The 22,226-nt window shown below is 65.1% G+C and carries 17 protein-coding genes and 1 pseudogene; 13 read left to right on the plus strand and 5 right to left on the minus strand.

All coding sequences use genetic code 11. The features are described 5' to 3' along the window. The first annotated feature begins 246 nt into the window (after positions 1-246). The 9 genes from ACTQWE_RS00560 (at position 247) to ACTQWE_RS00600 (ending at position 12,812) form a co-directional block, all read left to right on the plus strand. Positions 247-1,722 carry a radical SAM protein gene (locus ACTQWE_RS00560; protein WP_441855045.1) on the plus strand — a complete coding sequence of 492 codons (1,476 nt, stop codon included), beginning with the start codon at positions 247-249 and terminating at the stop codon, positions 1,720-1,722. A 278-nt stretch (positions 1,723-2,000) separates the two neighbouring features. After that, positions 2,001-3,203: a pyridoxal phosphate-dependent aminotransferase gene (locus ACTQWE_RS00565; RefSeq protein WP_441855047.1), complete on the plus strand. Its 1,203-nt coding sequence runs from the start codon at positions 2,001-2,003 to the stop codon at positions 3,201-3,203. A 164-nt stretch (positions 3,204-3,367) separates the two neighbouring features. Continuing rightward, positions 3,368-5,443 (plus strand): elongation factor G, encoded by a 2,076-nt coding sequence (locus ACTQWE_RS00570; protein WP_170103851.1) that lies wholly within the window; start codon positions 3,368-3,370, stop codon positions 5,441-5,443. Between the two features lie 236 nt (positions 5,444-5,679). Further along, complete coding sequence (gene asnA / locus ACTQWE_RS00575; protein WP_441855049.1) at positions 5,680-6,681, plus strand: aspartate--ammonia ligase; 1,002 nt, start codon at positions 5,680-5,682, stop codon at positions 6,679-6,681. Between the two features lie 150 nt (positions 6,682-6,831). Then, entirely contained in the window at positions 6,832-8,019 is a 1,188-nt protein-coding gene (locus ACTQWE_RS00580; RefSeq protein ID WP_373577261.1) for an FprA family A-type flavoprotein, read from the plus strand. A gap of 324 nt (positions 8,020-8,343) precedes the next feature. Beyond that, entirely contained in the window at positions 8,344-9,708 is a 1,365-nt protein-coding gene (locus ACTQWE_RS00585) for a hemolysin family protein (RefSeq protein ID WP_441855051.1), read from the plus strand. 119 nt (positions 9,709-9,827) lie between these two features. Continuing rightward, positions 9,828-11,054: a cyanophycin synthetase family protein gene (locus tag ACTQWE_RS00590; RefSeq protein ID WP_441855053.1), complete on the plus strand. Its 1,227-nt coding sequence runs from the start codon at positions 9,828-9,830 to the stop codon at positions 11,052-11,054. A 115-nt stretch (positions 11,055-11,169) separates the two neighbouring features. Beyond that, positions 11,170-11,613: a YtxH domain-containing protein gene (locus tag ACTQWE_RS00595; RefSeq protein WP_170103856.1), complete on the plus strand. Its 444-nt coding sequence runs from the start codon at positions 11,170-11,172 to the stop codon at positions 11,611-11,613. 110 nt (positions 11,614-11,723) lie between these two features. Continuing rightward, positions 11,724-12,812, plus strand: a complete 1,089-nt coding sequence (locus ACTQWE_RS00600; RefSeq protein ID WP_441855055.1) for a PRC-barrel domain containing protein — start codon at positions 11,724-11,726, stop codon at positions 12,810-12,812. A gap of 43 nt (positions 12,813-12,855) precedes the next feature. On the opposite strand, the gene ACTQWE_RS00605 is transcribed toward ACTQWE_RS00600, so the two are convergent. The 4 genes and pseudogenes from ACTQWE_RS00605 to ACTQWE_RS00620 form a co-directional block, all read right to left on the minus strand. Continuing rightward, positions 12,856-14,103, minus strand: coding sequence for an Nramp family divalent metal transporter (locus tag ACTQWE_RS00605; protein ID WP_441855057.1), 1,248 nt, complete (start codon positions 14,101-14,103; stop codon positions 12,856-12,858). A 1-nt stretch (position 14,104) separates the two neighbouring features. Then, positions 14,105-15,946: a magnesium transporter MgtE N-terminal domain-containing protein gene (locus tag ACTQWE_RS00610; protein ID WP_441855059.1), complete on the minus strand. Its 1,842-nt coding sequence runs from the start codon at positions 15,944-15,946 to the stop codon at positions 14,105-14,107. A 341-nt stretch (positions 15,947-16,287) separates the two neighbouring features. Next, positions 16,288-16,839 carry a LemA family protein gene (locus tag ACTQWE_RS00615; RefSeq protein WP_170103860.1) on the minus strand — a complete coding sequence of 184 codons (552 nt, stop codon included), beginning with the start codon at positions 16,837-16,839 and terminating at the stop codon, positions 16,288-16,290. A gap of 126 nt (positions 16,840-16,965) precedes the next feature. Further along, positions 16,966-17,721: pseudogene (locus tag ACTQWE_RS00620) on the minus strand (DeoR/GlpR family DNA-binding transcription regulator). 164 nt (positions 17,722-17,885) lie between these two features. Between ACTQWE_RS00620 and ACTQWE_RS00625 the strand changes: the two are divergent. Next, the gene (locus ACTQWE_RS00625; protein WP_373577269.1) at positions 17,886-18,596 is read left to right on the plus strand and encodes a transaldolase family protein; all 711 of its coding nucleotides are present in this window, start codon (positions 17,886-17,888) and stop codon (positions 18,594-18,596) included. Between the two features lie 105 nt (positions 18,597-18,701). Here ACTQWE_RS00625 and ACTQWE_RS00630 read toward each other — a convergent pair whose 3' ends face one another. After that, complete coding sequence (locus tag ACTQWE_RS00630; protein ID WP_441855062.1) at positions 18,702-19,520, minus strand: DeoR/GlpR family DNA-binding transcription regulator; 819 nt, start codon at positions 19,518-19,520, stop codon at positions 18,702-18,704. 253 nt (positions 19,521-19,773) lie between these two features. Here ACTQWE_RS00630 and ACTQWE_RS00635 point away from each other — a divergent pair, with 253 nt between their 5' ends. The 3 genes from ACTQWE_RS00635 to ACTQWE_RS00645 all read left to right on the plus strand — a co-directional run bounded on the left by ACTQWE_RS00635 (position 19,774) and on the right by ACTQWE_RS00645 (position 22,213). Further along, positions 19,774-20,229: a PTS sugar transporter subunit IIA gene (locus ACTQWE_RS00635; protein ID WP_229769713.1), complete on the plus strand. Its 456-nt coding sequence runs from the start codon at positions 19,774-19,776 to the stop codon at positions 20,227-20,229. A gap of 62 nt (positions 20,230-20,291) precedes the next feature. After that, positions 20,292-21,722, plus strand: a complete 1,431-nt coding sequence (locus tag ACTQWE_RS00640) for a PTS ascorbate transporter subunit IIC (protein ID WP_441855063.1) — start codon at positions 20,292-20,294, stop codon at positions 21,720-21,722. A 209-nt stretch (positions 21,723-21,931) separates the two neighbouring features. Then, positions 21,932-22,213, plus strand: coding sequence for a PTS sugar transporter subunit IIB (locus ACTQWE_RS00645; RefSeq protein ID WP_170103865.1), 282 nt, complete (start codon positions 21,932-21,934; stop codon positions 22,211-22,213). Positions 22,214-22,226: the final 13 nt, after the last annotated feature.

Raw genomic sequence — 22,226 nt, forward strand, 5'->3', positions numbered from 1 at the left:
GGGAGGGCCGCCTGGGCGACCCTCCCCGCACCCGTGTGGCGCGAAGGGAACCGCGGGCGTGCTGCGGGGGAGTGCCCGCGTTCTTCTCGTCCGCGCGATCTGTGGTGGCTGAGGCAACATTTGTTGCCAATCGTGCGCGTGTGTACGTTGCATGGCGATTTGGGTAGTAGTAAGCTAGGCAAAGTTTTTGAATGGGAGTCGAAAACTGGGGCAGTGCCCGGGACTCCCGAAGGAGAGGAAGTGCCTATGCAGTCCAAGATCGCGCACGCTGCGGAGCGCAAGGCCTTCAGCGTGGTGCTCGACAAGATTATTGCGAGTGCCTCCGGCGAAGACCGCGAGAAGAACATCGACCACCTGATCGACATGGCGGAGAAGCTCCTGAAGGACACCTCGCCCGGCGCCATCCGCGGCCTGAGGAAGGGCCTGCGTCCCGGCTCCAAGTGGGAGAAGTTCCTGTTCAGCGTGATCGACGAGACCGACCCCCACGTGCTGAAGACCGCGATTCTTAACGGTGGCTACGAGGCGGCGTTCCGCGGCCTGCGCAACACCACCGCCAACGCGGACAAGTACCAGTGCAACGTGCCCTGGATCATCCTGTTTGACCCGACGAGCGCGTGCAACAAGCACTGCGTGGGCTGCTGGGCCGCCGACTACGGCAACCGCCTGAACCTGACGTACGACGAGATGGACAGCCTGGTGAGCCAGGCCGAGGACCTGGGCACCCACCTGTTCATGCTCACGGGCGGCGAGCCGCTGGTGCGCAAGGAGGACGTGCTGAAGCTGGCCGAGAAGCACAGCACCAGCCTGTTCAACATCTTCACGAACGCGTCACTGGTGGACGATGCCTTCTGCGAGAGGGTGCAGAAGCTGGGCAACATCGTGTTCAGCGTGTCGCTTGAGTCCTACGAGCCCAGCGTGAACGACGGCCGCCGCGGCGACGGATCGTTCCAGGAGGTCATGGACGCGTTCGACCGCATGCACAAGTACGGACTGCTGTACGGCACCTCCACGTGCTACACGCGCGCGAACACCGAGCGCGTGAGCTCTGACGAGTTCTTCAAGCTCCTCATCGAGAAGGGCTGCCGCTACGCCTGGTACTTCCACTACATGCCCGTGGGCGAGGGCGCGAACGCGGACCTCATGCCCACCGTCGAGCAGCGCGAGTACATGTTCAACCGCATCCGCTGGGTGCGCTCCGTGGGCGACGAGGGCTACCCGATCTTCGCGATGGACTTCCAGAACGACGGCGAGTTCGTGGGTGGCTGCATCGCCGGCGGCCGCGTGTACTGCCACGTGAACGCCCGCGGCGACGTGGAGCCGTGCGTCTTCATCCACTACTCCAACGCGAACTTCAAGGAGAACGGCAACTGGCTCGAGTGCCTGCATCAGCCGATCTTCCAGGCATACCGCGCGCACTACCCCTGGAACGACAACCTGCTGGAGCCGTGCCCCATGCTCGAGAACTCCGGCCTGCTGACGCAGATCGTGGACGAGGCGGACGCGAAGTGCACGGAGTACGTGACGCCAGAGTCCGCGGCAGACGTGTGCGCTCGCACGAAGCCGTATGCGGAGGCATGGGCGCCCAAGGCCGAGGAGCTGTGGCTGAACATGTATCCCGATGGCAAGAAGCACTACGAGGACGCCATGTCCCAGGAGAAGATCTCGGTCAAGGCCAAGGTCATCGCCGAGGAGGATGCCCAGAACGAGGCCGTCGTCGACTAGCGGAACTCCTGCCAGGACGGACGGCATGAACCCCGGGGACGTCCCCAGGGGAGAAGAACAACGCCCGGGACCCGGTGCCAGCCATGGCGCCGGGTCCTTCTCGTCTGGACGCCCCTGGGCGGTGCCGGTCGCGGCGTTACGCGCGGTGCGCGGCGCGTTGCCGGCGGCGTTACGCGCGGTGTGCGGCGATTTAACACGTCGCTATCAACTCCTGTAGCGCCTCGGTAACATGCGCGCGGGAAGCTTGTGCCGTACGATGCGACCAGAGTGGAGGCAGCATGGCAGACGGCGTAGATTCCCTCATGTACGACCTCGGGGCCGGCAAATCGGCCATTCGCGAGGTGTTCGAGCAGACCATGGAGCTCAAGCAGCAGGGCGTGACCGACTTTTGGGACTACTCCATAGGCAACCCGAACGTGCCCGTGGCGCCGCAGGTGACGGAGGCCATTCGCGAGGCCCTTGAGGAGTACGAGTCCGTCGACCTGCACGGATACCCGCCAAACAACGGCTACCTCACCACGAGGCAGGCCGTGGCCGCAAACCTGAACCGACGCTTCGACGCGCACGCGCGTGCCGGCGAGATTGCCATGACCGCGGGCTGCGCGGGCGCCATCAGCTCGACCATCGCCGCGACCACCAGGGCCGGCGAGGAAGTCATCATCCCCACACCGTACTACGCGGAGTACCGCATGTGGGTGCAGGCGTGGCACTGCAACGTGGTGGAGGTCCCCACGGAGCCCGAGACCTTCCAGCTGGACATCGACGCGATCGAGGAGGCCATCAACCCCAAGACGCGCATGGTCATCATCAACACGCCGAACAACCCCACGGGCGCCGTATACACGAAGGACTCCATAATTGCCCTGGCCGCGCTGCTGCGGCGCAAGTCGAAGGAGCTGGGGCAGACCATCTACCTGCTTTCCGACGAGCCGTATCGCGAGATCGTGTACGACGGCAAGCAGAACCCGTGGATCGCGGCGTACTACGAGAACACCATCGTGTGCTACAGCTGGTCGAAGTCGCTGTCGCTTGCGGGCGAGCGCGTGGGCTACGTGTGGGTGCCCGGCACCGTGCGCCACGCGGAGCGCGTGTACGACGCGATCCTGGGCGCGCAGCGCGTGACGGCGACGGTCATGAACAGCCTGTTCAACCGCGTGTTGGAGAAGTGCGTGGACCTTCCGGCCCCCGTGGACGAGTACGCGCGCAAGAGGGACCTACTCTACGGCGGCCTCACGGACATCGGCTACGACGTGGTGCATCCCGACGGGGCGTTCTACCTGTGGGTTCGTGCGCTCGAGCCCGACGACGACGCGTTCCAGGCGCGTGCGGCGAACGAGCAGAGGCTCTACGTGGTGGGCTCGCGCGACTTTGCGTGCCGCAGCTACTTCCGCCTGAGCTACTGCGTGAGCGACGAGTGCATCAAGACGTCGCTCCCGGCGTTCCAGAGGCTGTTCGAATCGTACGGCGGCTACACCTGGTAGCGTCCACGGAGCGGCAGGCGGCGTTTGCCCGATGAATCGCTCGGCATCCCGTTGCTTATGGGTATGGTGATTCCACGACGCTTTATGCGTGGCTCGTTATGGCGCGGTGGTCCGCCGTTGCGACTGCGGCGAGGCCGCCGCATGATGCGGCTCGAGGAGGAACCATGGCTACAAGCACTGGGAAAGTGAAGAACCTCGCACTCGTGGGCCAAGGCGGCGTGGGCAAGACCATGCTGGCCGAGGCCATGCTCCACCTTTCGGGCAAGACGTCCCGCCTGGGTGGACACGCTGGCACCAAGCCCACGCTTGACTACGACAGCGAGGAAAGCGAGCGCGGTTTTTCCATCTCCACTACTATCGCCCCGGTAGAGTGGGAGGGCACCAGGATCAACGTGCTCGACGCGCCGTGCTACCCGGACTTCGTGGGCGACGCGTACGGTGCGCTCGCCGCTGCGGAGACGGCCGTCTTCGTGGTGGACGCCGCGTCTGGCCCCGGCACCATCACCACGCGCCTGTGGTTTGCGGCCGAGGACCTGAGCATCGCCCGCGCGCTGTTCATCAACCGTCTTGACAGGCCGGACGCCGACTGGGACACCGCGCTTCTGACCGCGCAGGACCGCTACGGCAACCGCCTTGTGCCCGTGACGATGCCCATGGGCTCCGGAGAGGCGTTTGGCGGCATCATCGACGTCGTGCACATGAAGGCGCGCCACATGGTGGACGGCAAGCCCGTGGTCGAGGACATCCCGGCGGATATGCAGGAGGCCGCCGAGGCCGCGCACGCGCAGCTGGTGGAGCTTGCGGTAGAGGCCGACGACGAGCTTATGATGAAGTACCTCGACGGCGAGGAGATCACGCAGGAGGAGCTCGAGGGCCTTCTGGGCAAGGCCATCACCAATCGCGTGATCGTCCCCGTGTTCGCGGGCTCCTGCGTGCGCGAGGAGGGCGTCATCTCGCTCATGAGCGACGTGGCGGAGTGGTTCCCGACCATGGCGGACTACGGCCGCGTGCCGCTGGTGAACGGCGAGGAGCTCGACATATCGCCTGACGACGACCGCCCGGTGGCCTTCGTGTTCAAGACGCTGCAGGACCAGCAGAACGGCAAGCTCTCGTTCGTGAAGGTGCTCGCGGGCACCGTCACGCCCGGAACGGAGCTCATCAACGCGCGCACCCGCAAGAGCGAGCGCCTGGGCCACCTGTACCAGATGTGCGGCCACGACATGCAGGACATGAAGTCCGTCGCGTCCGGCGACGTGTGCGTGGTGCCGAAGCTGGACGCCATGACCGGCGACACGCTCTCCGTCACGGGCAAGGTCGAGGCCGCGGAGTTCCGCTTCCCGAACTCCCTGTACCGCGTCGCCATCGAGCCGGACGCGCGCGGCAGCGAGGGCAAGGTCTACGCGTTTCTCGAGAAGGCCGCGGACGCCGACCCCACGATCTCCGTCTCGCGCGACGAGGAGACCGGGCAGACCGTAATATCCGCCATTGGAGAAGCGCAGGTCTCCGTGCTGCTTGACCGCCTTGAGGAGCGCGCCGGCGTGACGGCCCACACCGTGAAGCTCGCGATCCCGTACCGCGAGACCATCCGCCGCGTTGCCAGCGCCCAGGGCCGCCACAAGAAGCAGACCGGCGGCGCCGGCCAGTACGGCGACTGCTGGCTGCGCGTGGAGCCAAACCCCGGCGGCGGCTATGAGTTCGTGGACGAGGTCGTGGGTGGCCACGTGCCGAGGAACTTCATCCCCGCCATCGACAAGGGCGTGCAGGAGACCATGAGGGACGGCGTGCTTGCCGGCTTCCCGATGATCGACGTCAAGGTCGCCGTGTACGACGGCTCGTACCACCCCGTGGACTCCAACGAGATGGCGTTCAAGACCGCGGCGCGCATCGGCTTCCAGAAGGCCGTGGCGCAGGCCGAGCCCGTGCTGCTTGAGCCCATGGCGCACCTGAGCGTGACCGTGCCCGACAGCTACGCCGGCTCCGTGATGGGCGACATCAGCGCGTCGCGCGGCCGCGTCGAGGGCATGAACGCCGCGTCCGGCGCCGCGGAGAGCGGCTACACCACGATCGACGCGACGGTGCCGTACGCCGAGGTGACCGACTACGCGACGCGCCTGCGCTCGCTCTCGCGCGGCACGGGCGAGTTCGAGCTCGAGGTCTCTGGCTACGAGCAGGTGCCGCACGACGTGCAGCAGAAGCTGGCGGAGGAGTACCAGGAGAAGCGCGCCTCCGGCCAGAAGTAGCGTAGCCGCGGGCGTGGAAGAGGCGTTAGGCCTCGCGCACGCCGCGGCGACATGAGGCAGGGGATGGGCCCTCGGCGCCGTGCGCGCCGGGGGCCCCAAACGATGCGGCGGGTGCGGTGCCCCCGGCGCACGGCGTGCGCAAAGGTTGCCATTGGCTTAACGTGCCGGCCACGGCGGCGGCACTTCTCGCCCCGCTGGGGTACCATGCGCTCACGAGCGACTACGAAGGAGGGCCCATGACCGAGATTCCCGCCGGCTACTCGTCCGAGCTGGACACCTACGACACCCAGCGCGCCATCGAGCGCATCAAGCACATCTTCCTGGCGAAGCTGTGCGCTGCGCTGCACCTGGTGCGCGTGACCGCGCCTTTGGTGGTGGACCCGACTACGGGCGTGAACGACAACCTGAACGGCGTGGAGCGGCCCGTGGGCTTTGATGTGCCCGCCATCGGCAAGGATGCCGAGGTGGTGCAGTCGCTGGCGAAGTGGAAGCGCGTGGCGCTGAGGCGCTACGACTTCAAGGTGGGCAAGGGCATCGTGTGCGACATGAACGCAATCCGCCGCGACGAGGAGCTGGACAACCTGCACTCCATCTACGTGGACCAGTGGGACTGGGAGAAGGTTATCGACGTGGACGAGCGCACCCCGGAGTACCTGGAAGCGGTGGTGCGCCGCATCGTGACGGCGATCTGCGGCACGCTGGACGAGCTGAAGTGGGCGTACCCCCAGCTTGACGTTGAGCTTGATCGCGACGTGACGTTTGTGGGCGCCCAGGAGCTGGAGGACCTGTACCCGGACCTTGCGCCCGAGGAGCGCGAGCAGCGCTTTGTGCGCGAGCACCACACGACGTTTGTGCGCGGGATCGGCGGCAAGCTGCGCAGCGGGAAGCCGCACGACGGCCGCGCGCCGGACTACGACGACTGGGACCTGAACGGCGACCTGCTGTTTTGGGACGAGACGCTTGGCCGCGCGCTCGAGGTGAGCTCCATGGGAATCCGCGTGAGCCCGGAGTCGCTGGACCGTCAGCTGACGCTTGCAGGCTGCGACGACAGGCGCGAGCTGCCGTTTCACAAGGCGCTCCTGGCCGGCGAGCTGCCGTACACCATTGGCGGCGGCATAGGCCAGAGCCGCCTGTGCATGCTGCTTCTGGCGAAGGCGCACGTGGGCGAGGTGCAGGCGTCCATCTGGGACGAGCAGACGGTGGCCGCGTGCGAGGCGGCGGGGGTCATGCTGCTGTAGCGGGCCGCCTGGGGGACCGTGGCCCAGGTGCGGCGGTGCCCTTCTCGCCCGCCGCGCGGCGCGTAAGATGTCGTATCATCTTGCTGTCTAGGCGACGCGGCGCGCCTTGCACGGCAACGCGGGCGCGCCCGCAAACGAGAGGGGTTCCCCATGCTGAGTGCGGTTCAGATAAAGCCCGACGTCTACTGGGTTGGTGCCGTCGACTGGAATGCCCGCAGCTTCCACGGCTACAGCACCGAGGACGGCATCACGTACAACGCGTACCTGATCATGGACGAGAAGGTCACGCTGATCGACACGGCGAAGATCACGTTCAAGGACGAGCTGCTTGCAAGGATCTCGAGCGTCATCGACCCGTCGAAGATCGACATCCTGGTGTGCAACCACGTTGAGATGGACCACTCCGGCAACGTCCCGACCATCAAGGGGCTGAACCCGAACGTGCGCATCCTGGCGTCCGCGCCGCAGGGCGTGAAGGGCCTTACCGCGCACTACCACGACCTTGGCTTCGAGGGCGTGAAGACCGGCGACACGCTCAACATCGGCAAGCGCACGCTGACGTTTGTGCAGACGCCCATGGTGCACTGGCCGGACAACATGGTCACGTACGACGCGTACGACAAGATCCTGTTCTCGAACGACGCGTTTGGCCAGCACTTTGCGAGCTCGAAGCGCTTTGACGACGAGAATGACCTGGGCGAGGTCATGAAGCAGGCCCGTAAGTACTACGCGAACATCGTGCAGCCGTACCGCATGCAGGCCTCGAACGCGGTGAAGGCCGTGCGCAAGCTTGGCCCGGACGCCATCGACATCATCGCGCCCGCGCACGGCGTGTGCTGGCGCAGCCACGTGGCGGACATCCTGGACGCGTACGAGAACGTGTACACCTCTGGCAAGCTGGAGGAGAAGGCGCTGGTGGCGTACGACTCCATGTGGGGCTCGACGGACAAGATGGCCCACGCGATCGCCGACGGCTTCCTGGCGGCCGGTGTCCCGGTGCGCCTGATGGACGTGAAGTGCAACCACATATCCGACGTGATGGAGGAGTTCCTGGACTGCAAGTACGTGGCCGTGGGCTCGCCCACGCTGAACAGCCAGATGATGCCGCCGATGGCGGAGCTGCTGACGTACATGAAGGGGCTCTCGCCTAAGAACGAGGGTCGCGTGGGCATCCCGTTTGGCAGCTACGGCTGGGCGCCGCTTGGCCCGAAGAACATCGCGGCCGAGCTCGAGGGCGTGGGCTTCGACCTGCCGCTGGGCACCCTGGCATGCAACTGGATTCCCGACCAGGCCTACCTGGACGACCTGCGCCAGAAGATCGTGGACCTGGCGAAGTAGGGCTGCGGGCCAAGGCTGGCGAGATCGTATCGAGCTTGAGAAGACGGGCGGCTTCCGCGTTGCGGGGCCGCCCCGTGTGTTTGGGTGCGACTTGGCGCCGTCCCGTGCGCTTGCGCGAATGGATGCCAGAAGTGCCATGAGAGAGGTACGCATTTGCCCGTTGTGGGAATTCGCCGCAAATACGTGGCGTTACCCCACGTCCAATGCGGATAACGGCGTCTGCACGGATGCGGCTCGGGTAGAATTGTCACTACTGCGGCCCAAGTCGCATCGCGCCGCGCTCGGCGGCGCTTGGCATCTGGCTAGGAGGTTGCGCGGACGCGCATGGACATAGCACTCTCGATTATCGTCACGTTCCTGCTCACACTGGTAAACGGCTACTTCTCGATGTCCGAGATGGCGCTCTCGACTGCGAAGAAGGTCCTCCTCGACCACGAGGCCGAGGAGGGAGACCCGAAGGCGGCCAAGGCCGCGGAGGTCATCGACGACCCCACGGGCTTCCTTGCGGCGATCCAGGTGGCGATCACGCTCGTCGGGTTCTTCTCGTCCGCGTTTGCCGCGACGAACCTCTCCGGCCCGCTCGCGGGGTGGCTCGAGGGCTTCGGCATGTCCTCGGGCGGCGCAAACGCGCTGGCCACAGTGCTCATCACTCTGATCGTCTCGTACTTCTCCATCGTGGTGGGCGAGCTCGTGCCCAAGCGCATCGCCATGAGCGAGGCCGAGAAGGTCTCGAAGAGCGTGGCAGGCCCCATCGGCGGGTTCGCGACGGTCGCGCGGCCGCTGGTATGGCTCACGGGCGCAAGCGCGAACGGCCTTGCGAAGCTCATGCACGTGAAGAGCCCCGAGGACCGCCAGGACGTGTCCGAGGACGAGATCCGCTACATGGTGACGGACTCCGACGAGCTGACGGACACGGAGAAGTCCATGATCCACGACGTCATCGACCTGGGTGACGCCATCGCGCGCGAGGTCATGGTGCCGCGCGTGGACATGACGCTCATCGAGGACACGGCCACGCTGGGCGAGGCCCTGGACGTGATGCGGCGCACCGGCTACTCGCGACTGCCCATCTACCACCGCTCCGTGGACCGCGTGGTGGGCATCGCGCACATCAAGGACATCATCGGCCCCATCCTGAACGGAGCGAAGGACGAGCCCATCGTGCGCCACATGCGCGAGGCGGACTACGTGCCCGACACGAAGGACATCATCCCGCTGCTGTCCGAGATGCAGACCGCGCACGACCAGATGGTCATCGTGGTGGACGAGTACGGCGGCACGGCCGGCATCATCACGGTGGAGGACATCGTGGAGGAGGTCGTGGGCGAGATAGAGGACGAGTTCGACCCGGACAACAAGTACCTGACGCAGCTTTCCGACAGGGAGTGGCTCGTGGACGGCAGGTTCTCCATCGACGACGCCATCGAGCTTGGCTGGCCCATCGAGGACAGCGAGGAGTACGAGACCATCGCCGGTTTCGTGCTCGAGCTTGCGGACAAGCTGCCGCGCCCCGGCGACGTCTTCCACAAGGACGGCTACACGTTCCGCGTGCAGTCCATGCGCGGACGGCGCCTGGCCATGCTGCGCGTGACGGCGCCGGAGCCCAAGCAGGAACCCGCGGACGACGCCAAGGGCGAGAAGGACGCGCGCCGCGCCAAGGGCGAGAAGGACGCGGACGCGTCCGACTGACGCCCGGCCGCAAACCTGGCGCCTTTCTGCGCAGGTACGCGCAAGACCTGCGTGCCGCGCCCCAGTTTTACTACAATGAGAGTCACGTTCGAGTGAATACAGGCGGAAGGTCAAACCCGATGGCACAGCTCATGGACATCCAGCGCGTAGAGATTGGGCCAGAGAACCTCACTGCGCGCGTGCGCATGGCGGACGGCGCCCCGCTCATGACGAGCGAGGACCTGCAGGGCACCACGCGCGTCTATCGGCTTCTTCCGCACATCATCGAGCACGCCTGCCTGGGCGATGCCGGCGACACGTTCAAGGCGTGCATGGGCAACACCGAGCTCGCCCACCTGCTTGAGCACGTGACCGTGGAGCTCCTGGCGCAGACGGACATCGCCGGCGACATCACTTCCGGCCGCACGTTTCCCATCGAGGGCGACCCGCGCAGCTTCGACGTGGAGATCTCTTGCAAGGACGACGTGCTCACCGTCGCGGCGCTCTTGAGCGCGGTGTGGATTCTGGACTGGGCGTACACGGACGGCGGCGACCCCGTGCCGGACGTGGACGCGACGGTCGACGGTCTCAGGAACCTTGTCGCGTCGCTTGGCGACGAGCCCGGAACCTCTTACAAGGAGAAGGTCAAGGGCGAGATCCTGGCAGACGTACAGCGCGAGTACCAGGAGGCGCTCGCGATGCGCGAGCAGGAGATCGCCCAGCGCGAGGAGGAGATCGAGGTGGCGCGCTCCGAGGCGGAGGCCGCGGCGCGCGAGCGCGCGGAGCAGCGTGCCCGCGAGCGCGCGAGGCTCGAGGAGGAGCGCCGTCGCGCCGAGGAGGAGGCGCGTGCCGCGCAGGAGGCCGCGCGCCAGGAGGCGGAACGTGCCCGCCGCGAGCAGGAGGAGGCTGCGGAGGCCGCTCGTCGCGCGGAGGAGGACCGCCTGTTCGAGGAGGTCGCCCGCGAGGCCGAGCGCCGCACCACTGTGCTCATGCCGGACGAGGGCCGCGAGTCGCCGGAGGCCGTGCAGGCGTCCCGCGACCTGCCGGACGCGGCCGTCATCGAGTGGCAGCCAGAGGGCGTCGCGCCTGCGCCGCAGGCGGAGCCCGATCCCGACACCGAGCCCGAGCCTGACACCGAGCCCGACGCCACGCCTGGCGCGCCCGACGCGGGCGAGAAGGACGCGGCCCCGGCGCCGCAGCCCGCCCCCAACGACGAGCCCGCCCCAGAGCCTGAGGCCCGCTACGCGGCGCCGTGGGAGGACGAGCCCGGCCAGCCGGCGTCGCCCGCGGATGCGGAGCCACTGCCCGATGCAGCGAACACTTCGGAGAGCGAGGGGCATATTCCCGGTCCCCAAAGGGTACGATAGAGAAAACCTGCGCAGGCGGCGTCCTACGGTCACCACGTGTGCGGTAGTGCAGTAGTGCAAGGCTCGTTTGGATAGTAGGATGACTGGCGCATGCCAGGTTCTGAAGGAGGACGACATGAGCGCAAAGGGCGCATTCGGATTCGTTGCGGGTGGCATTCTTGGTGCGGCGGCTGGCGTGGTGGCGGGCATCCTGCTGGCACCGCGCTCCGGCGCGGAGAGCCGGGCCATGGCGGCAGACGCCATGAACGATGCCTGGGACACCGCGGTCGACTCCTACGAGCGCGGCTCCCGCGTGGTGAGCGAGAAGATCGGCTCCCGTCCCGGCATGGACGTCACGGCAGACGAGCTCCGCGCGAAGGTCGACCTCGCGCGCGAGCGCATGGAGCAGCTGCGCGATTCGCTGTCCGATGCGGTGACCACCACGTCCTCCCAGGTGCAGGACGTCGTCAACACCGCGGCGGACAAAGTCGTCTCCGCAAGCGACCACGCCGCTCCCGCCGGCGAGACCAAGGCGGAGGGCGTCCACGTCGAGGTAGTGGACGGCAACGCCGAGGAGTAGTCCTTCTCGTCCAAACGTACAGGAAGTCGGGCGTGGTGCGCACCCTGCACCACGCCCGCTGCATTAGGGCGCGGTGCCCGCATGGGGCGATGCGCATGGAGGTTGGTTCGATGCTTCGCGTCGCAGACGTCGTCGGTCTCAAGGTGTTCAAGGGCAAGAAGACCCGCAAGGGCGAGGAGAAGTACTCCAAGCTCGGCAAGGTGCACATGGCGGTGTTCTCGCCGGACGGCATGAGCGTCGTGGGCTTCACCGTCAAGCGGCCGGACATCGCCGGCATGGTCAAGCGCCCGGACTTCTTCATGGCGCGCGACGCGTTTGGCGTGATCGAGAAGGGCCTGCTGCTCACCAACGAGCGCGACGGCGTGGACGATCGCGCGCGCGAGCGCCTTGGGATCGACTGGGACGCGTGCATCATGTGGACCGGCATGGACGCCCGCACGTCGGACGGAAAGGACCTTGGCTACGTCAACAACGCCGCGTTCGACGCGCACACCGGCAAGGTGCAGAGGTTCTGCGTGGGCGACGGCAGCGTTGCGCAGTCGCTCGTGGGCTCGCTCGAGATTCCCGCGGACATGGTGCGCGGCTACAGCAAGGGCTACATGATCGTCGACCCCGAGGCGGCCAACCTCAAGCTCAGCGGAGGCGCGGCTGCCGTCGCGGGCGAGGGCTACGCAAAGGCAAAGGTGGCTGGCAAGAAGACCGTCAAGAAGGCCGGGGCCGCCGCGTCCGTCGCCGTGGACAAGGGGTCGTTCGCGCTCGGCCGTGCGCTTGGCAAGGCAAAGCGCGCCATAGACGACGCCCGCGCCGATGCCGCGCAGGAGGAGGCGCCGCAGGAGCAGCTTCCCGCAAGGCAGGCGGCAGACGTGAGCGTGGCCGCCCCCAGCGCTCCCGCGTCGCTGCGCATGTCGCAAGACGAGCGCGAGCAGCGCGCGGACCACGTGAAGACGTACGCCCCCGCGGGCGAGAAGGGCACGGCCTCTGCCGCCGGCGCGCCCTCTGCCGCGGAAGCCGCCACAAAGCCGCGGCCCGCAAGGCCGGCAGCCGCAGGCAAGCCGGCGGCAAAGAAGGCGCCCGCGAAGCCTGCCAACAAGAAGAAGTCCACCTCTGACGCAGCCGCACGCGCCGTCGGCAAGGAGCTGGGCAAGATGGGCAGCATGTTTGGCTCGTTCATGGACGAGTACAAGAAGGCAAGCAAGTAGCAGGCGACGTGCCCGCGGGCAGGCGACGTGCCCGCGCCGCCTGCTAGAACCCCAGCGCCTGCAGCACGAACATGATGATGGTGAACACGGTCACCGCCACGATCGTGAGCCAGGTCAGGCCGTTCCACACGCGCCCGTTTGCGTGGCCGCGCATCACGTGGCGGTCGCTTGCGATAAACACCATGCACACCAGCAGGATGGGCAGCATCACGCCGTTGATGACCTGCGAGACCATCATGATGCCAAACAGGCTCACGTTGGGAATCATGATGATGACGGCGGAGAGTATGGTGATGGCCGTGATGATGCCGCGGTAGACCGGTGCCTCGCGCCACGTGCGGTCCGCGCCGCGCTCCCAGCCAAACGCCTCGCACACCGCGCTCGCGGTGATGCCCGGCAGCACGCATGCTGCAAGGAACGAGGCTCCTACCAGGCCAATCGCAAACAGGAGCGACGAGTACTGCCCCGCGAGCGGCACAAGCGCCTTCGCGGCGTCCGCGGCGGTGTCGATTTTGATGCCCGCGGGAAACAGCACCGTTCCCGTGGTGAGGATGATGAACCACGTGACGATCTCCGCCGCGATCGCGCCCGATATGTTATCCACGCGCTGGCCGGGGATGTCGCTTGCGTCCAGGTTCTTCTCCACCACGTTGCTCGACACCATGAAGATCATGTACGGCGATATCGTGGTGCCGATGTTCGCCACCAGAAGCGACACGTAGTGCGGGTCGCTCGAGAAGCTGGGCACCGCGGTTGCGTGCAACGCCGCGAGCCAGTCCGGCTTCGCCAGGAAGCCAGCCGCAATGTAGGTCAGGAAGACGCAGCTCAGCGCAAGGAGCACCTTCTCGATCCTGCGATACGAGCCGCTCATGGACAGCATCCACGTCACAAGCGCGCTCACGGGCACGCTCACCTGCAGAGGCACGCCAAACAGCTGCATGCCAGAGGCGATGCCTGCAAACTCGGACAGCGTGACGGCAAAGTTCGACACAATAAGCGAAAGCATCGCCACGGCGCTCACGCGCACGCCAAAGCGCTCGCGAATGAGCGACGCAAAGCCCTTGCCCGTGGCGCAGCCCATGCGCGCGGACGTCTCCTGCACCACTATAAGCAGCAGGCACATGATGGGCACGGTCCAGATCATGCCCAGCCCGTAGCTTGCGCCCGTGGTGGAGTACGTCGCGATGCCGCCGGCGTCGTTTCCCGCAAACGCGGTCAGGAGCCCCGGCCCCATGGACGCAAGTATGGCTGCCAGCTGCGTCTTCCTGCGCGCGTCCGTCTTGCCCGCCATGCTATGCACCCCAGACGCCCAAAAGGACGCAGCAGACAACTGCAAACACCACAAGCGCGATGACCATGGAGACCAGGGAAAGCGTCATGCCCGAGGTCTCCAGGTTCTTCTCGTCACGCTTCCTCAGCACCGTGAGGTAGACGGGAATGCTGGCGAAGGATATCAGGATGCTCACGACGGCGGCGCTCACGCCCCTGGACGTAGCGGCAAACGCGCCGACGGTGTTGCCGAGCACGTTCGTCACGAGGGCCATCCCCACAAGGCCCACCAGCGCAGAGAACACGATGCCAAGCCCCAGTCCCTTCAGCACGAAGCCCAGGGTGGACGGCGTGTCCTCGTCGTCCGGGTCGTACTCCAGAAACGAGCTCGTCGCGTAGCTCGCCGCGTCGTTCGCGGCGATCACGGCCACGGGCAGCGCCGTCGTCAGCAGCAGCGCGTTCGCGGCGCCCAGGGTGGGCGAGAAGAACGTGGCCAGCGCGGCCGCGCCCACCATCCAGAAGAAGAACCACGCCTCGTTGCGCATGAGCCATACCAGGCCCTCGAGGCTGCGGTGGTCGTCGGAGTCGCTCGTGGTGGCGCCGGCGATGCGCAGGTCCTCCGCGTGCTCGTCCTCCAGGACGTCGAGCGCGTCGTCCACGGTCACGATGCCCAGCAGGCGCTTGTTGTCGTCAACCACGGGCAGCGCCACCAGGTTGTACTTGGCGATGTCCTCCGCCACGTCCTCCTGGTCCTCGTCCGGGCTCGCGGTGATGAGGTCGTCGTCGATCGCGATGGCGGAAAGCCTGTCCGTGGGGCTCGCGATCGCGAGCGCCTTCAGGGTGACGACGCCAGAGAGGCGGCCGTCCTCGTCCGTCAGATAGATGTAATAGACGGTCTCGAAGTCATCCTCCAGGTTGCGGAGCTTCTCGACGGCGTCCGCCGCGGTCGCGTCCTCCGGAAGCGACACCACCTCGGACGTCATGATGCGGCCAGCGGTGTCCTCGCGGTATCCCAGCAGCTGGCGAATGGCCTTCTGCTCCTTCACGCCCATCAGGCGCAGCAGCTTCTCGGCCTTGTCGTAGTCCAGCTCGCTCACGAGCTCCGCCGCGTCGTCCGGGTCCATCTCGGACAGCATGCGCGACGCGTCCGTCTCCTCCATGTCGCCCATGATCTCGGCGGCCATGGCGTCGTCGTCAAACTCGGCCATCGTCTCGCTGGCCTGCTCGTCGTCCAGCTGGGCAAACACCTGCCCACGCAGGCGCGGGTCAAGCCGCTCCAGGATGTCCGCGATGTCCGCGGGGTGCATGTCGTCCAGCGTCTTGTGCGATACGGAAAGCTTCACGTTGGAAAGGTCCCTGTCCAGCAGGTCCATGTAGTTCCACGCGATGATCTTCTCGGGGATGGGCTTTCCCAGCGCGCGAGAGATCTTCAGCACCACGCGCTCGAAGCCGGGGGAAATAGAGCGCAGCAGCCCGCGGATGCCTACCTCAGCGCCCAGCAGGCGCAGCTGAGAAGAGCTCGTGTCGCTCAGCTTCAGGTCGTTCACGCGCACGACGCGCAGGCCGCGCGTGTCGACGATCTGCTTGTTCAGGAGATCTCGCGCCACGAGGACCTCGTTCGGCTGCAGGTACGAGAACCTGATGTCGGTCGCGACCACCTTCAGCTGCACCTTGTCGTCGTCGAACGAGTCCACGTACTTGCGCCAGCTGATCATGAGCGGCGTCTTGCCGGGGCCCTCCACGGCAAGCGCCGTCACGCGCGGAAACACCTCGCCCGTGGCGATGCCAAGGTCGTTCACCTTGCCGATCTTCTCGCCGTCGAGGTCGTAAACGGGATTGCCCAGCATTTGGGACAGATAGATCATGCGTGCTCCTTAGTTGGTATGCAGCGCGCCGGAAGCGCGGCGCGGCGACTCCAGAACCACCCTCCGGCGCTACCAACTGGGCACGCCCGAGGGTCATCGACTGTGAGGTCGAGGTTTCATCAATGACCCTTCTCGTAGACTGCAGATGCGCCCGCCTGTGTGGCGAGCCATGAAAACCGTACGTATTGTACACGCGAACGGGCAGGTTTCTGCAACGGTAGTGCAAGCAGAATGCAAGGTGCACAAAACCGCGCGCAAAAAGGGGAGAAGAACGGCCGCGGCGGCTCGTCCTTCTCCCCTTGGGGAAAGTTTGATGCGATTGCGACGCTGGTATTGCGACGCTAGAACTTGACCTGCGGGGCCTGGCGCGCGGAGGCGTCCGTCACCTCGAAGCCCTGGCGCGTCTTGAACTTGGAGCCGGCCACGATGTTGCCGGGGAAGGTCTCGATCGCGTTGTTGTACTCCAGCACGCAGTCGTTGAAGCTCTGGCGCGCATAGACGATCTTGTTCTCCGTCTCTGCGAGCTCTGCCTGCAGCTGCTGGAAGTTGGCGTTCGCCTTGAGGTCTGGGTACGCCTCTGCCACGGCAAACAGCGACTTCAGGGTGCCGCTCAGGACGTTGGAGGCCTCCATCTTGCCCTCGGGCGTGGTCGCGCTCATGACGGCGGAGCGCGCCTGCGTCACGGCCTCGAGCGTCTTGGACTCGTGCGCGGCGTAGCCCTTAACGGTCTCCACCAGGTTGGGGATGAGGTCGTTCCTGCGCTGCAGCTGGGCGTCGATGGTCTGCCACGCGTTGTCGCAGCGGTTGTCCTTCTGGACGATCCCGTTGTAGAGCGAGATGAACCAGAGCGCTAGCACGACCACGATCGCGATGATGACAATGGCAAGCGGCATGGGGCTTCCTTCCTGTGGGAGGTTGGTCTGTAGGCAGAGTATACCCAGACTGGACGCGTTGGTCTTGCGGGCGAAAAAACGTCTTCGGCAGGGGGTTGGCCCGGCGATGGAAAGCATTTCCGGACGTTACGCCAAACGCGCTCCCTTGGCCTTTGCAAGGGCCCTGAGCTTGGGATCTTCCCTCTCCATGAACACGGTGTCAAAGTCAGAGGGGCTTGCGTAGCGATGTGTGCCCCGCACGCCGAACTTGCTGCTGTCTGCCAAGAGGAAGCGATGCGCGGAGTTGCGCATGACCGTCTGCTTCACAAGGCGGTCGTCCATGTCGAAGGTGCTCACGGAGCCACGCGCGAGGTCCACCCCAAGCGCGCCCAGGAACGCCTTGTCGAAGCTGATCGGTTCGAGCATCGCGCAGGTCGCCGCGCCCAGAAACCCGTTGAACTCGCGGTTGACGCTGCCGCCGGTGCCGATGACCGTGAGCCCCTCGTTGGCGGAGAGCTACTGCAGCGCGTCGATCCCGTTGGAGACCACGACGCAGCGCCGGTGGCCTTGTGCCAGCAGCCGCGCGAGCGCGAGCGTCGTGGTCGAGATGTCGATGAAGATGGTCTCGCCGTCCACGATCTGCTCGTACGCCTTGAGCGCGATGGCGCGCTTCTGCTCTGGCCGGACGCCCAGGCGCCCCCGCAGGTCGTGCTCCGGCGCGGTCGCGACGCTCGTGGCGCCGCCGTACACGCGCCGCAGCATACCCTCCCCGTCGAGCCGGCGCAGGTCCTTGCGGATGCAGTCCGGCGTGACGCGGAAGTTCTGCGCAAGCTCCGACACCGTGACGCGCCCGCGCTGCGAGACGAGTGCGACTATGGCGTCCTGTCTTTCTCGCGCGAACATGGCACCTCGATACAAAACAATAGGAAACGATAGTCACGTACAGACAAAAGGTAGCAGAAGTAAAGGAACGAGCGAGAAAAACGCAGGTAAAACTATACGAAAATCAACCTTGAAACGTAGCGCAAACCGATTGAAAGCAATATAGAATGGGGCTGAGAAAGCGCATGAGGCGAAAGGCAAACGAAAGGGAGGACCCCGTGGACGACTTCGAGCTCTACCTTGACACCGCGGACATCGACGCAATCAAGGAGCTGGACCAGATCCTGAACGTGCAGGGCGTCACCACCAACCCAAGCATCCTGGCGAAGACCGGCGAGGACCCGCTGGTTGCCGTGCAGAAGATAATCGACTACTTCGATCCGGAGCAGAAGATCTTCATGCAGGTGGTATCCACGGACCTGCAGGGCATCCTGGACGAGGCGCACTTCATAGCGTCGCTCAGGCCCAAGAACATGTGCCCGAAGATCCCCGTGAGCCACAATGGCCTCAAGGCCATCAAGCAGCTGGAGTCCGAGGGCATCCAGTGTCTGGCGACCTCGATCTACAGCGCGGACGCCGGTTTCATGGCGGCGCACAACGGCGCGGAGTACCTGGCGCCCTACGTAAACCGCATGTGCAACTACGGCGGCGGGATGCAGGACGTCTGCGACCTGGTGGACATGCTCGCGATGCAGAACTCCAAGACGAAGGTGCTTGGCGCCTCGTTCAAGAACACGGACCAGGTGCACGCGCTGATCGCGGCGGGCATGCAGGCCGTGACGCTGCCGGTGGACGTGGCGTACAACATGATCGGCCACCCCGGCGTGAAGATCGCGGTGGACGAGTTCACCGCCAACTGGCAGAAGGCCTACGGCCGCACGACGCTTCGCGCGTAGACGCTGCCGCACATATATATAAAGCGCAAACCAACGGGGGCCTGCCGAGTGCGGGCCCCCGTTCTTCTCGCCGCGGGCGCCACGCGCGGAGGCTGCGCGCGAGGGCTACAGGGGGAGCGAGCGGTACGTGGGTATGCCCATGCGTCGGAGCGAGTCGAGCACGACGGGGTCTTTGGAATCCGTGACCACGGCGGAGAAGTCCTTGAGCGAGGCAAAGCGAAACAGGCCCTTGACCTCGAACTTTCTTGCGTCCGCAAGGAGGAACTTGTAGGACGCGTTATGAATGACGCGCTCCTTTACGGAGCCGCTGTCGATGTTGTTGCAGGTGACTGCCGCGAGGTCCAGGTTGACGCCGCTTGCGCCGATGAACGCCTTCGAGAAGAGCAGCGGCTCGAGCATGCTGATGGTGGTGTCGCCCACGAAGCCATTGAGCTGGACGTTGAGGTAGCCGCCCGTGCCGAGGGCGGTGACGTGCTTGAGGTTCGAGAGCTTCTGCAGCACCTCGATCATGTTGGTGGTGACGATGACCTGCTTGTCGCCGCGGGCGATGAGGTCGGCGAGGAAGGTGTTCGTGCGCGATATGTCGAGGAAGATGGAGTCGCCGTCGTGAATCTCGAGGTAGGCCCTCTTCGCGACGGCAAGCCTGCCGGCGTCCTCGTCGCTCAGCGAGGCGACGGGCATCTGGGGGATGGCGCCTTGCGTGGCGCCGCGGGCGCCCTGCGGCGAAGGCGCCTCGTCCTTCTCGCCAATGCGCGTGGCGCCGCCATACACGCGGTTGCACTTGCCTTCCTTCGCAAGCGCCTGCAGGTCCTTGCGGATGCTGTCCACTCCCACGCCAAAGCGGGACGCGAGGTCGTCGACCTCCACTCGACCGTAATGGTCGAGAAGGTCAAGAATCTTTGCGCGACGCTCGCCTCGGAACAAGGGATACCTGCCTCTCTGGAAGCCTTAGGAATAGTAGCGTGTCGCCCGCCAGAGACATAAAGACGACACTTACAGCTTAAAACTGGAACAAACTTGGAACAAGCGGAAGAAACTGGAAAAACTAGGTTGCAAATCTGGAAAAACCTGGAATAGAATATGGACGTTCTAAGAAACGTGCAGGATGAAACGAAATTGGCCAATGAGGAATTATGATGCCTTCAAATTTCATCCACACGGAAACGAAGGAGTTCACATGGCGCTCACTATGTCAGACATGCTCAAGCGCGAGAACGTTCAGATCGTCGACTCTTGCAAGGATTGGGAGGACTCGGTCCACGTGGCGGTTCAGCCGCTCGTCGACGGTGGCTATGTGAAGCCCGAGTACATCGACGGGATCATCCAGAATGCCAAGGAGCTTGGTCCCTACTTCGTTCTGGTCCCTGACCTGGCGCTGCTGCACGCCCGCCCCGAGCAGGGCGCGATCAAGAAGCAGCTCGCCGTCACCGTCGTCCGCAAGGGCGTCGAGTTCAAGAAGGGCGAGCCGTGCCGCGTGCTCGTCACCCTGGCCGCGGAGGACTCTGACTCGCACATCGACGTCATGAGGATTCTGGCCAGCATGTTCGCGGACCCCGCGAACATCGAGAAGGTCGCTACCGCCGAGACTGCGGACGACGTCTATAGCCTGTTCGTCAATTTCCCCGCTGCATAACGAGGACGGCTGGGAGTTGGTGTAGGGAACTGTAAGTAAGTACGAGTTAAAAAGGGGGAATCATGGCAGTACTTGGGTTTATTGTCAACATTCTGTCTACGCCGGCAATTCTTGTCGGCCTGCTCGCCCTTCTGGGTCTTGTCCTTCAGGGCAAGCCTGCGGAGGACGTGCTCAAGGGTACCATCAAGACCATCGTTGGCTTCCTGGTCCTTGGTGCAGGCTCTTCGTTCCTGCAGTCCGATTCGCTGCTGGCCTTTGGCCAGGTCTTCAACTACGCCTTCAACATGCAGGGCGTCGTTCCCAACAACGAGGCGGTCGTCGCTGACGCACTGAAGAACTTTGGCTCCGACTCCGCCATCGTCATGGCCTGCGGCATGGTGCTCAACATCGTCCTCGCGCGCTTCTCCCGCATGCCGTACATCTTCCTGACTGGCCACCACACGCTGTACATGGCCTGCATGCTCACCGTCATCCTCGGCGGCGCAGGCGGCCTCACCGGTCCCGCGCTGTGGCTTGCGGCCGGCAGCATCCTTGGCCTCATCATGGTGCTGTCCCCGGCCTACTGCCAGGTCACCTATCGCAAGGTGACCGGTGGCGACGCGATCGCGCTTGGTCACTTCGGCGGCATCGGCTACTGGTTCGCGGGCGTGATTGGCAAGCTCTTCGCCAAGGATCCCAACCGCAAGAGCACCGAGGAGATCAACTTCTCCAAGCGCCTCATCTTCCTGCGTGACACCACCGTCTCCATCGGCATCACCATGTTCTTCCTGTTCCTCATCGTGACCGGCGTTGCCGTCGCCCGTGGCATCCTCAACGTCGACCCCACGAACGAGGCCTACTCCCACCTCGGCGTCCTCCTGAACTACAACCAGGAGACCACGACGAACTGGATCGTCTGGTGCATTACCGCCGGCCTGTCCTTCTCTGGTGGCGTCTACATCATCCTGTCCGGCGTCCGCCTGATCATCGGCGAGATCGTCCCCGCCTTCAAGGGCATCGCTGACAAGCTCGTCCCCGGCGCCAAGCCCGCCCTGGATTGCCCCGTCGCCTTCACCTACGCTCCCAACGCCGTCATCATCGGCTTCCTGTCCTCGTTCGTCGGCGGCATCGTTGGCCTGCTCATCCTCGTGGGCGTGAACGCCGCGATCCCCGTTGCCCTCATCCTCCCCGGCGTCGTTCCCCACTTCTTCTGCGGCGCTACCGCAGGCGTCTTCGGCAACGCCGAGGGTGGCCTGAAGGGCTGCATCGCCGGCGCCTTCGCACACGGTCTGCTCATCACCTTCCTTCCCGCCATCTGCATGCCCGTCTTCACGAACCTCGGCTACACCGGAACCACCTTCTCTGACGCCGACTTCTCCTGGCTGGGCATCGTGTTCGGCAACCTCGTCCACTTCGCCGGCGGCGCCGTCCTGGTGATCATCTGCGTCGTGCTCTACCTGCTGCCGATCATCTACAACTTCGTGGCTCCCAAGAAGGAGGCCAAGGAGGCGTAGTCTGCCGATGCGCTCGGCAAGGCGTCTCTAGCTCTCGCGAGCTTCCGGGGCCGGGGACCTCAGGTCTCCGGCCCCTTTTCACGCTTTGCGGTGGCTCGATGGCGGCAGGCGGCAGCCGCTCGCCATCGGGGACACAATGGGTAAGATAGGTTTCAAATCCGTTTCGTTGCCACAGGGGCGGCGAAGGTTCTCAAAAAGGAGAATGCAAGATGGCTATCCACAAGATTCTGTGCTGCTGCGGATCTGGTCTGGGCTCCAGCCTCATTGTCCACATGAACACCGAGGAGGTCGTCAAGAAGCTCGGCCATCCCGAGATCGAGGTTGACCACTCCACGATTTCCGACATCCACGAGGGCGCCGCGGACCTGTTCGTCGTTGGCGGCGACCTGGCCGACTTCGTCAACAACGTTCCCGACGACAAGAAGATCGTCCTCAAGAACATCCTCGACAAGAACGAGCTCGAGGAGAAGCTGAAGGCCCACCTCGGATAGCGGCGCTTTCAAG

Source organism: Parafannyhessea sp. LCP19S3_B1, assembly GCF_052121955.1.
Classification (GTDB): Bacteria; Actinomycetota; Coriobacteriia; order Coriobacteriales; family Atopobiaceae; genus Parafannyhessea.

Excerpts from the sequence above, each read along its gene's own strand:
- ACTQWE_RS00605 (WP_441855057.1), bottom strand. The coding sequence starts at position 14,103 with ATGGCGGGCAAGACGGACGCGCGCAGGAAGACGCAGCTGGCAGCCATA.
- ACTQWE_RS00590 (WP_441855053.1), top strand. The coding sequence starts at position 9,828 with ATGGCACAGCTCATGGACATCCAGCGCGTAGAGATTGGGCCAGAGAAC.
- ACTQWE_RS00565 (WP_441855047.1), top strand. The coding sequence starts at position 2,001 with ATGGCAGACGGCGTAGATTCCCTCATGTACGACCTCGGGGCCGGCAAA.
- ACTQWE_RS00600 (WP_441855055.1), top strand. The coding sequence starts at position 11,724 with ATGCTTCGCGTCGCAGACGTCGTCGGTCTCAAGGTGTTCAAGGGCAAG.
- ACTQWE_RS00585 (WP_441855051.1), top strand. The coding sequence starts at position 8,344 with ATGGACATAGCACTCTCGATTATCGTCACGTTCCTGCTCACACTGGTA.
- ACTQWE_RS00625 (WP_373577269.1), top strand. The coding sequence starts at position 17,886 with ATGAGGCGAAAGGCAAACGAAAGGGAGGACCCCGTGGACGACTTCGAG.
- ACTQWE_RS00615 (WP_170103860.1), bottom strand. The coding sequence starts at position 16,839 with ATGCCGCTTGCCATTGTCATCATCGCGATCGTGGTCGTGCTAGCGCTC.
- ACTQWE_RS00580 (WP_373577261.1), top strand. The coding sequence starts at position 6,832 with ATGCTGAGTGCGGTTCAGATAAAGCCCGACGTCTACTGGGTTGGTGCC.
- ACTQWE_RS00560 (WP_441855045.1), top strand. The coding sequence starts at position 247 with ATGCAGTCCAAGATCGCGCACGCTGCGGAGCGCAAGGCCTTCAGCGTG.
- ACTQWE_RS00645 (WP_170103865.1), top strand. The coding sequence starts at position 21,932 with ATGGCTATCCACAAGATTCTGTGCTGCTGCGGATCTGGTCTGGGCTCC.
- ACTQWE_RS00595 (WP_170103856.1), top strand. The coding sequence starts at position 11,170 with ATGAGCGCAAAGGGCGCATTCGGATTCGTTGCGGGTGGCATTCTTGGT.
- asnA (WP_441855049.1), top strand. The coding sequence starts at position 5,680 with ATGACCGAGATTCCCGCCGGCTACTCGTCCGAGCTGGACACCTACGAC.
- ACTQWE_RS00610 (WP_441855059.1), bottom strand. The coding sequence starts at position 15,946 with ATGATCTATCTGTCCCAAATGCTGGGCAATCCCGTTTACGACCTCGAC.
- ACTQWE_RS00570 (WP_170103851.1), top strand. The coding sequence starts at position 3,368 with ATGGCTACAAGCACTGGGAAAGTGAAGAACCTCGCACTCGTGGGCCAA.
- ACTQWE_RS00635 (WP_229769713.1), top strand. The coding sequence starts at position 19,774 with ATGGCGCTCACTATGTCAGACATGCTCAAGCGCGAGAACGTTCAGATC.
- ACTQWE_RS00640 (WP_441855063.1), top strand. The coding sequence starts at position 20,292 with ATGGCAGTACTTGGGTTTATTGTCAACATTCTGTCTACGCCGGCAATT.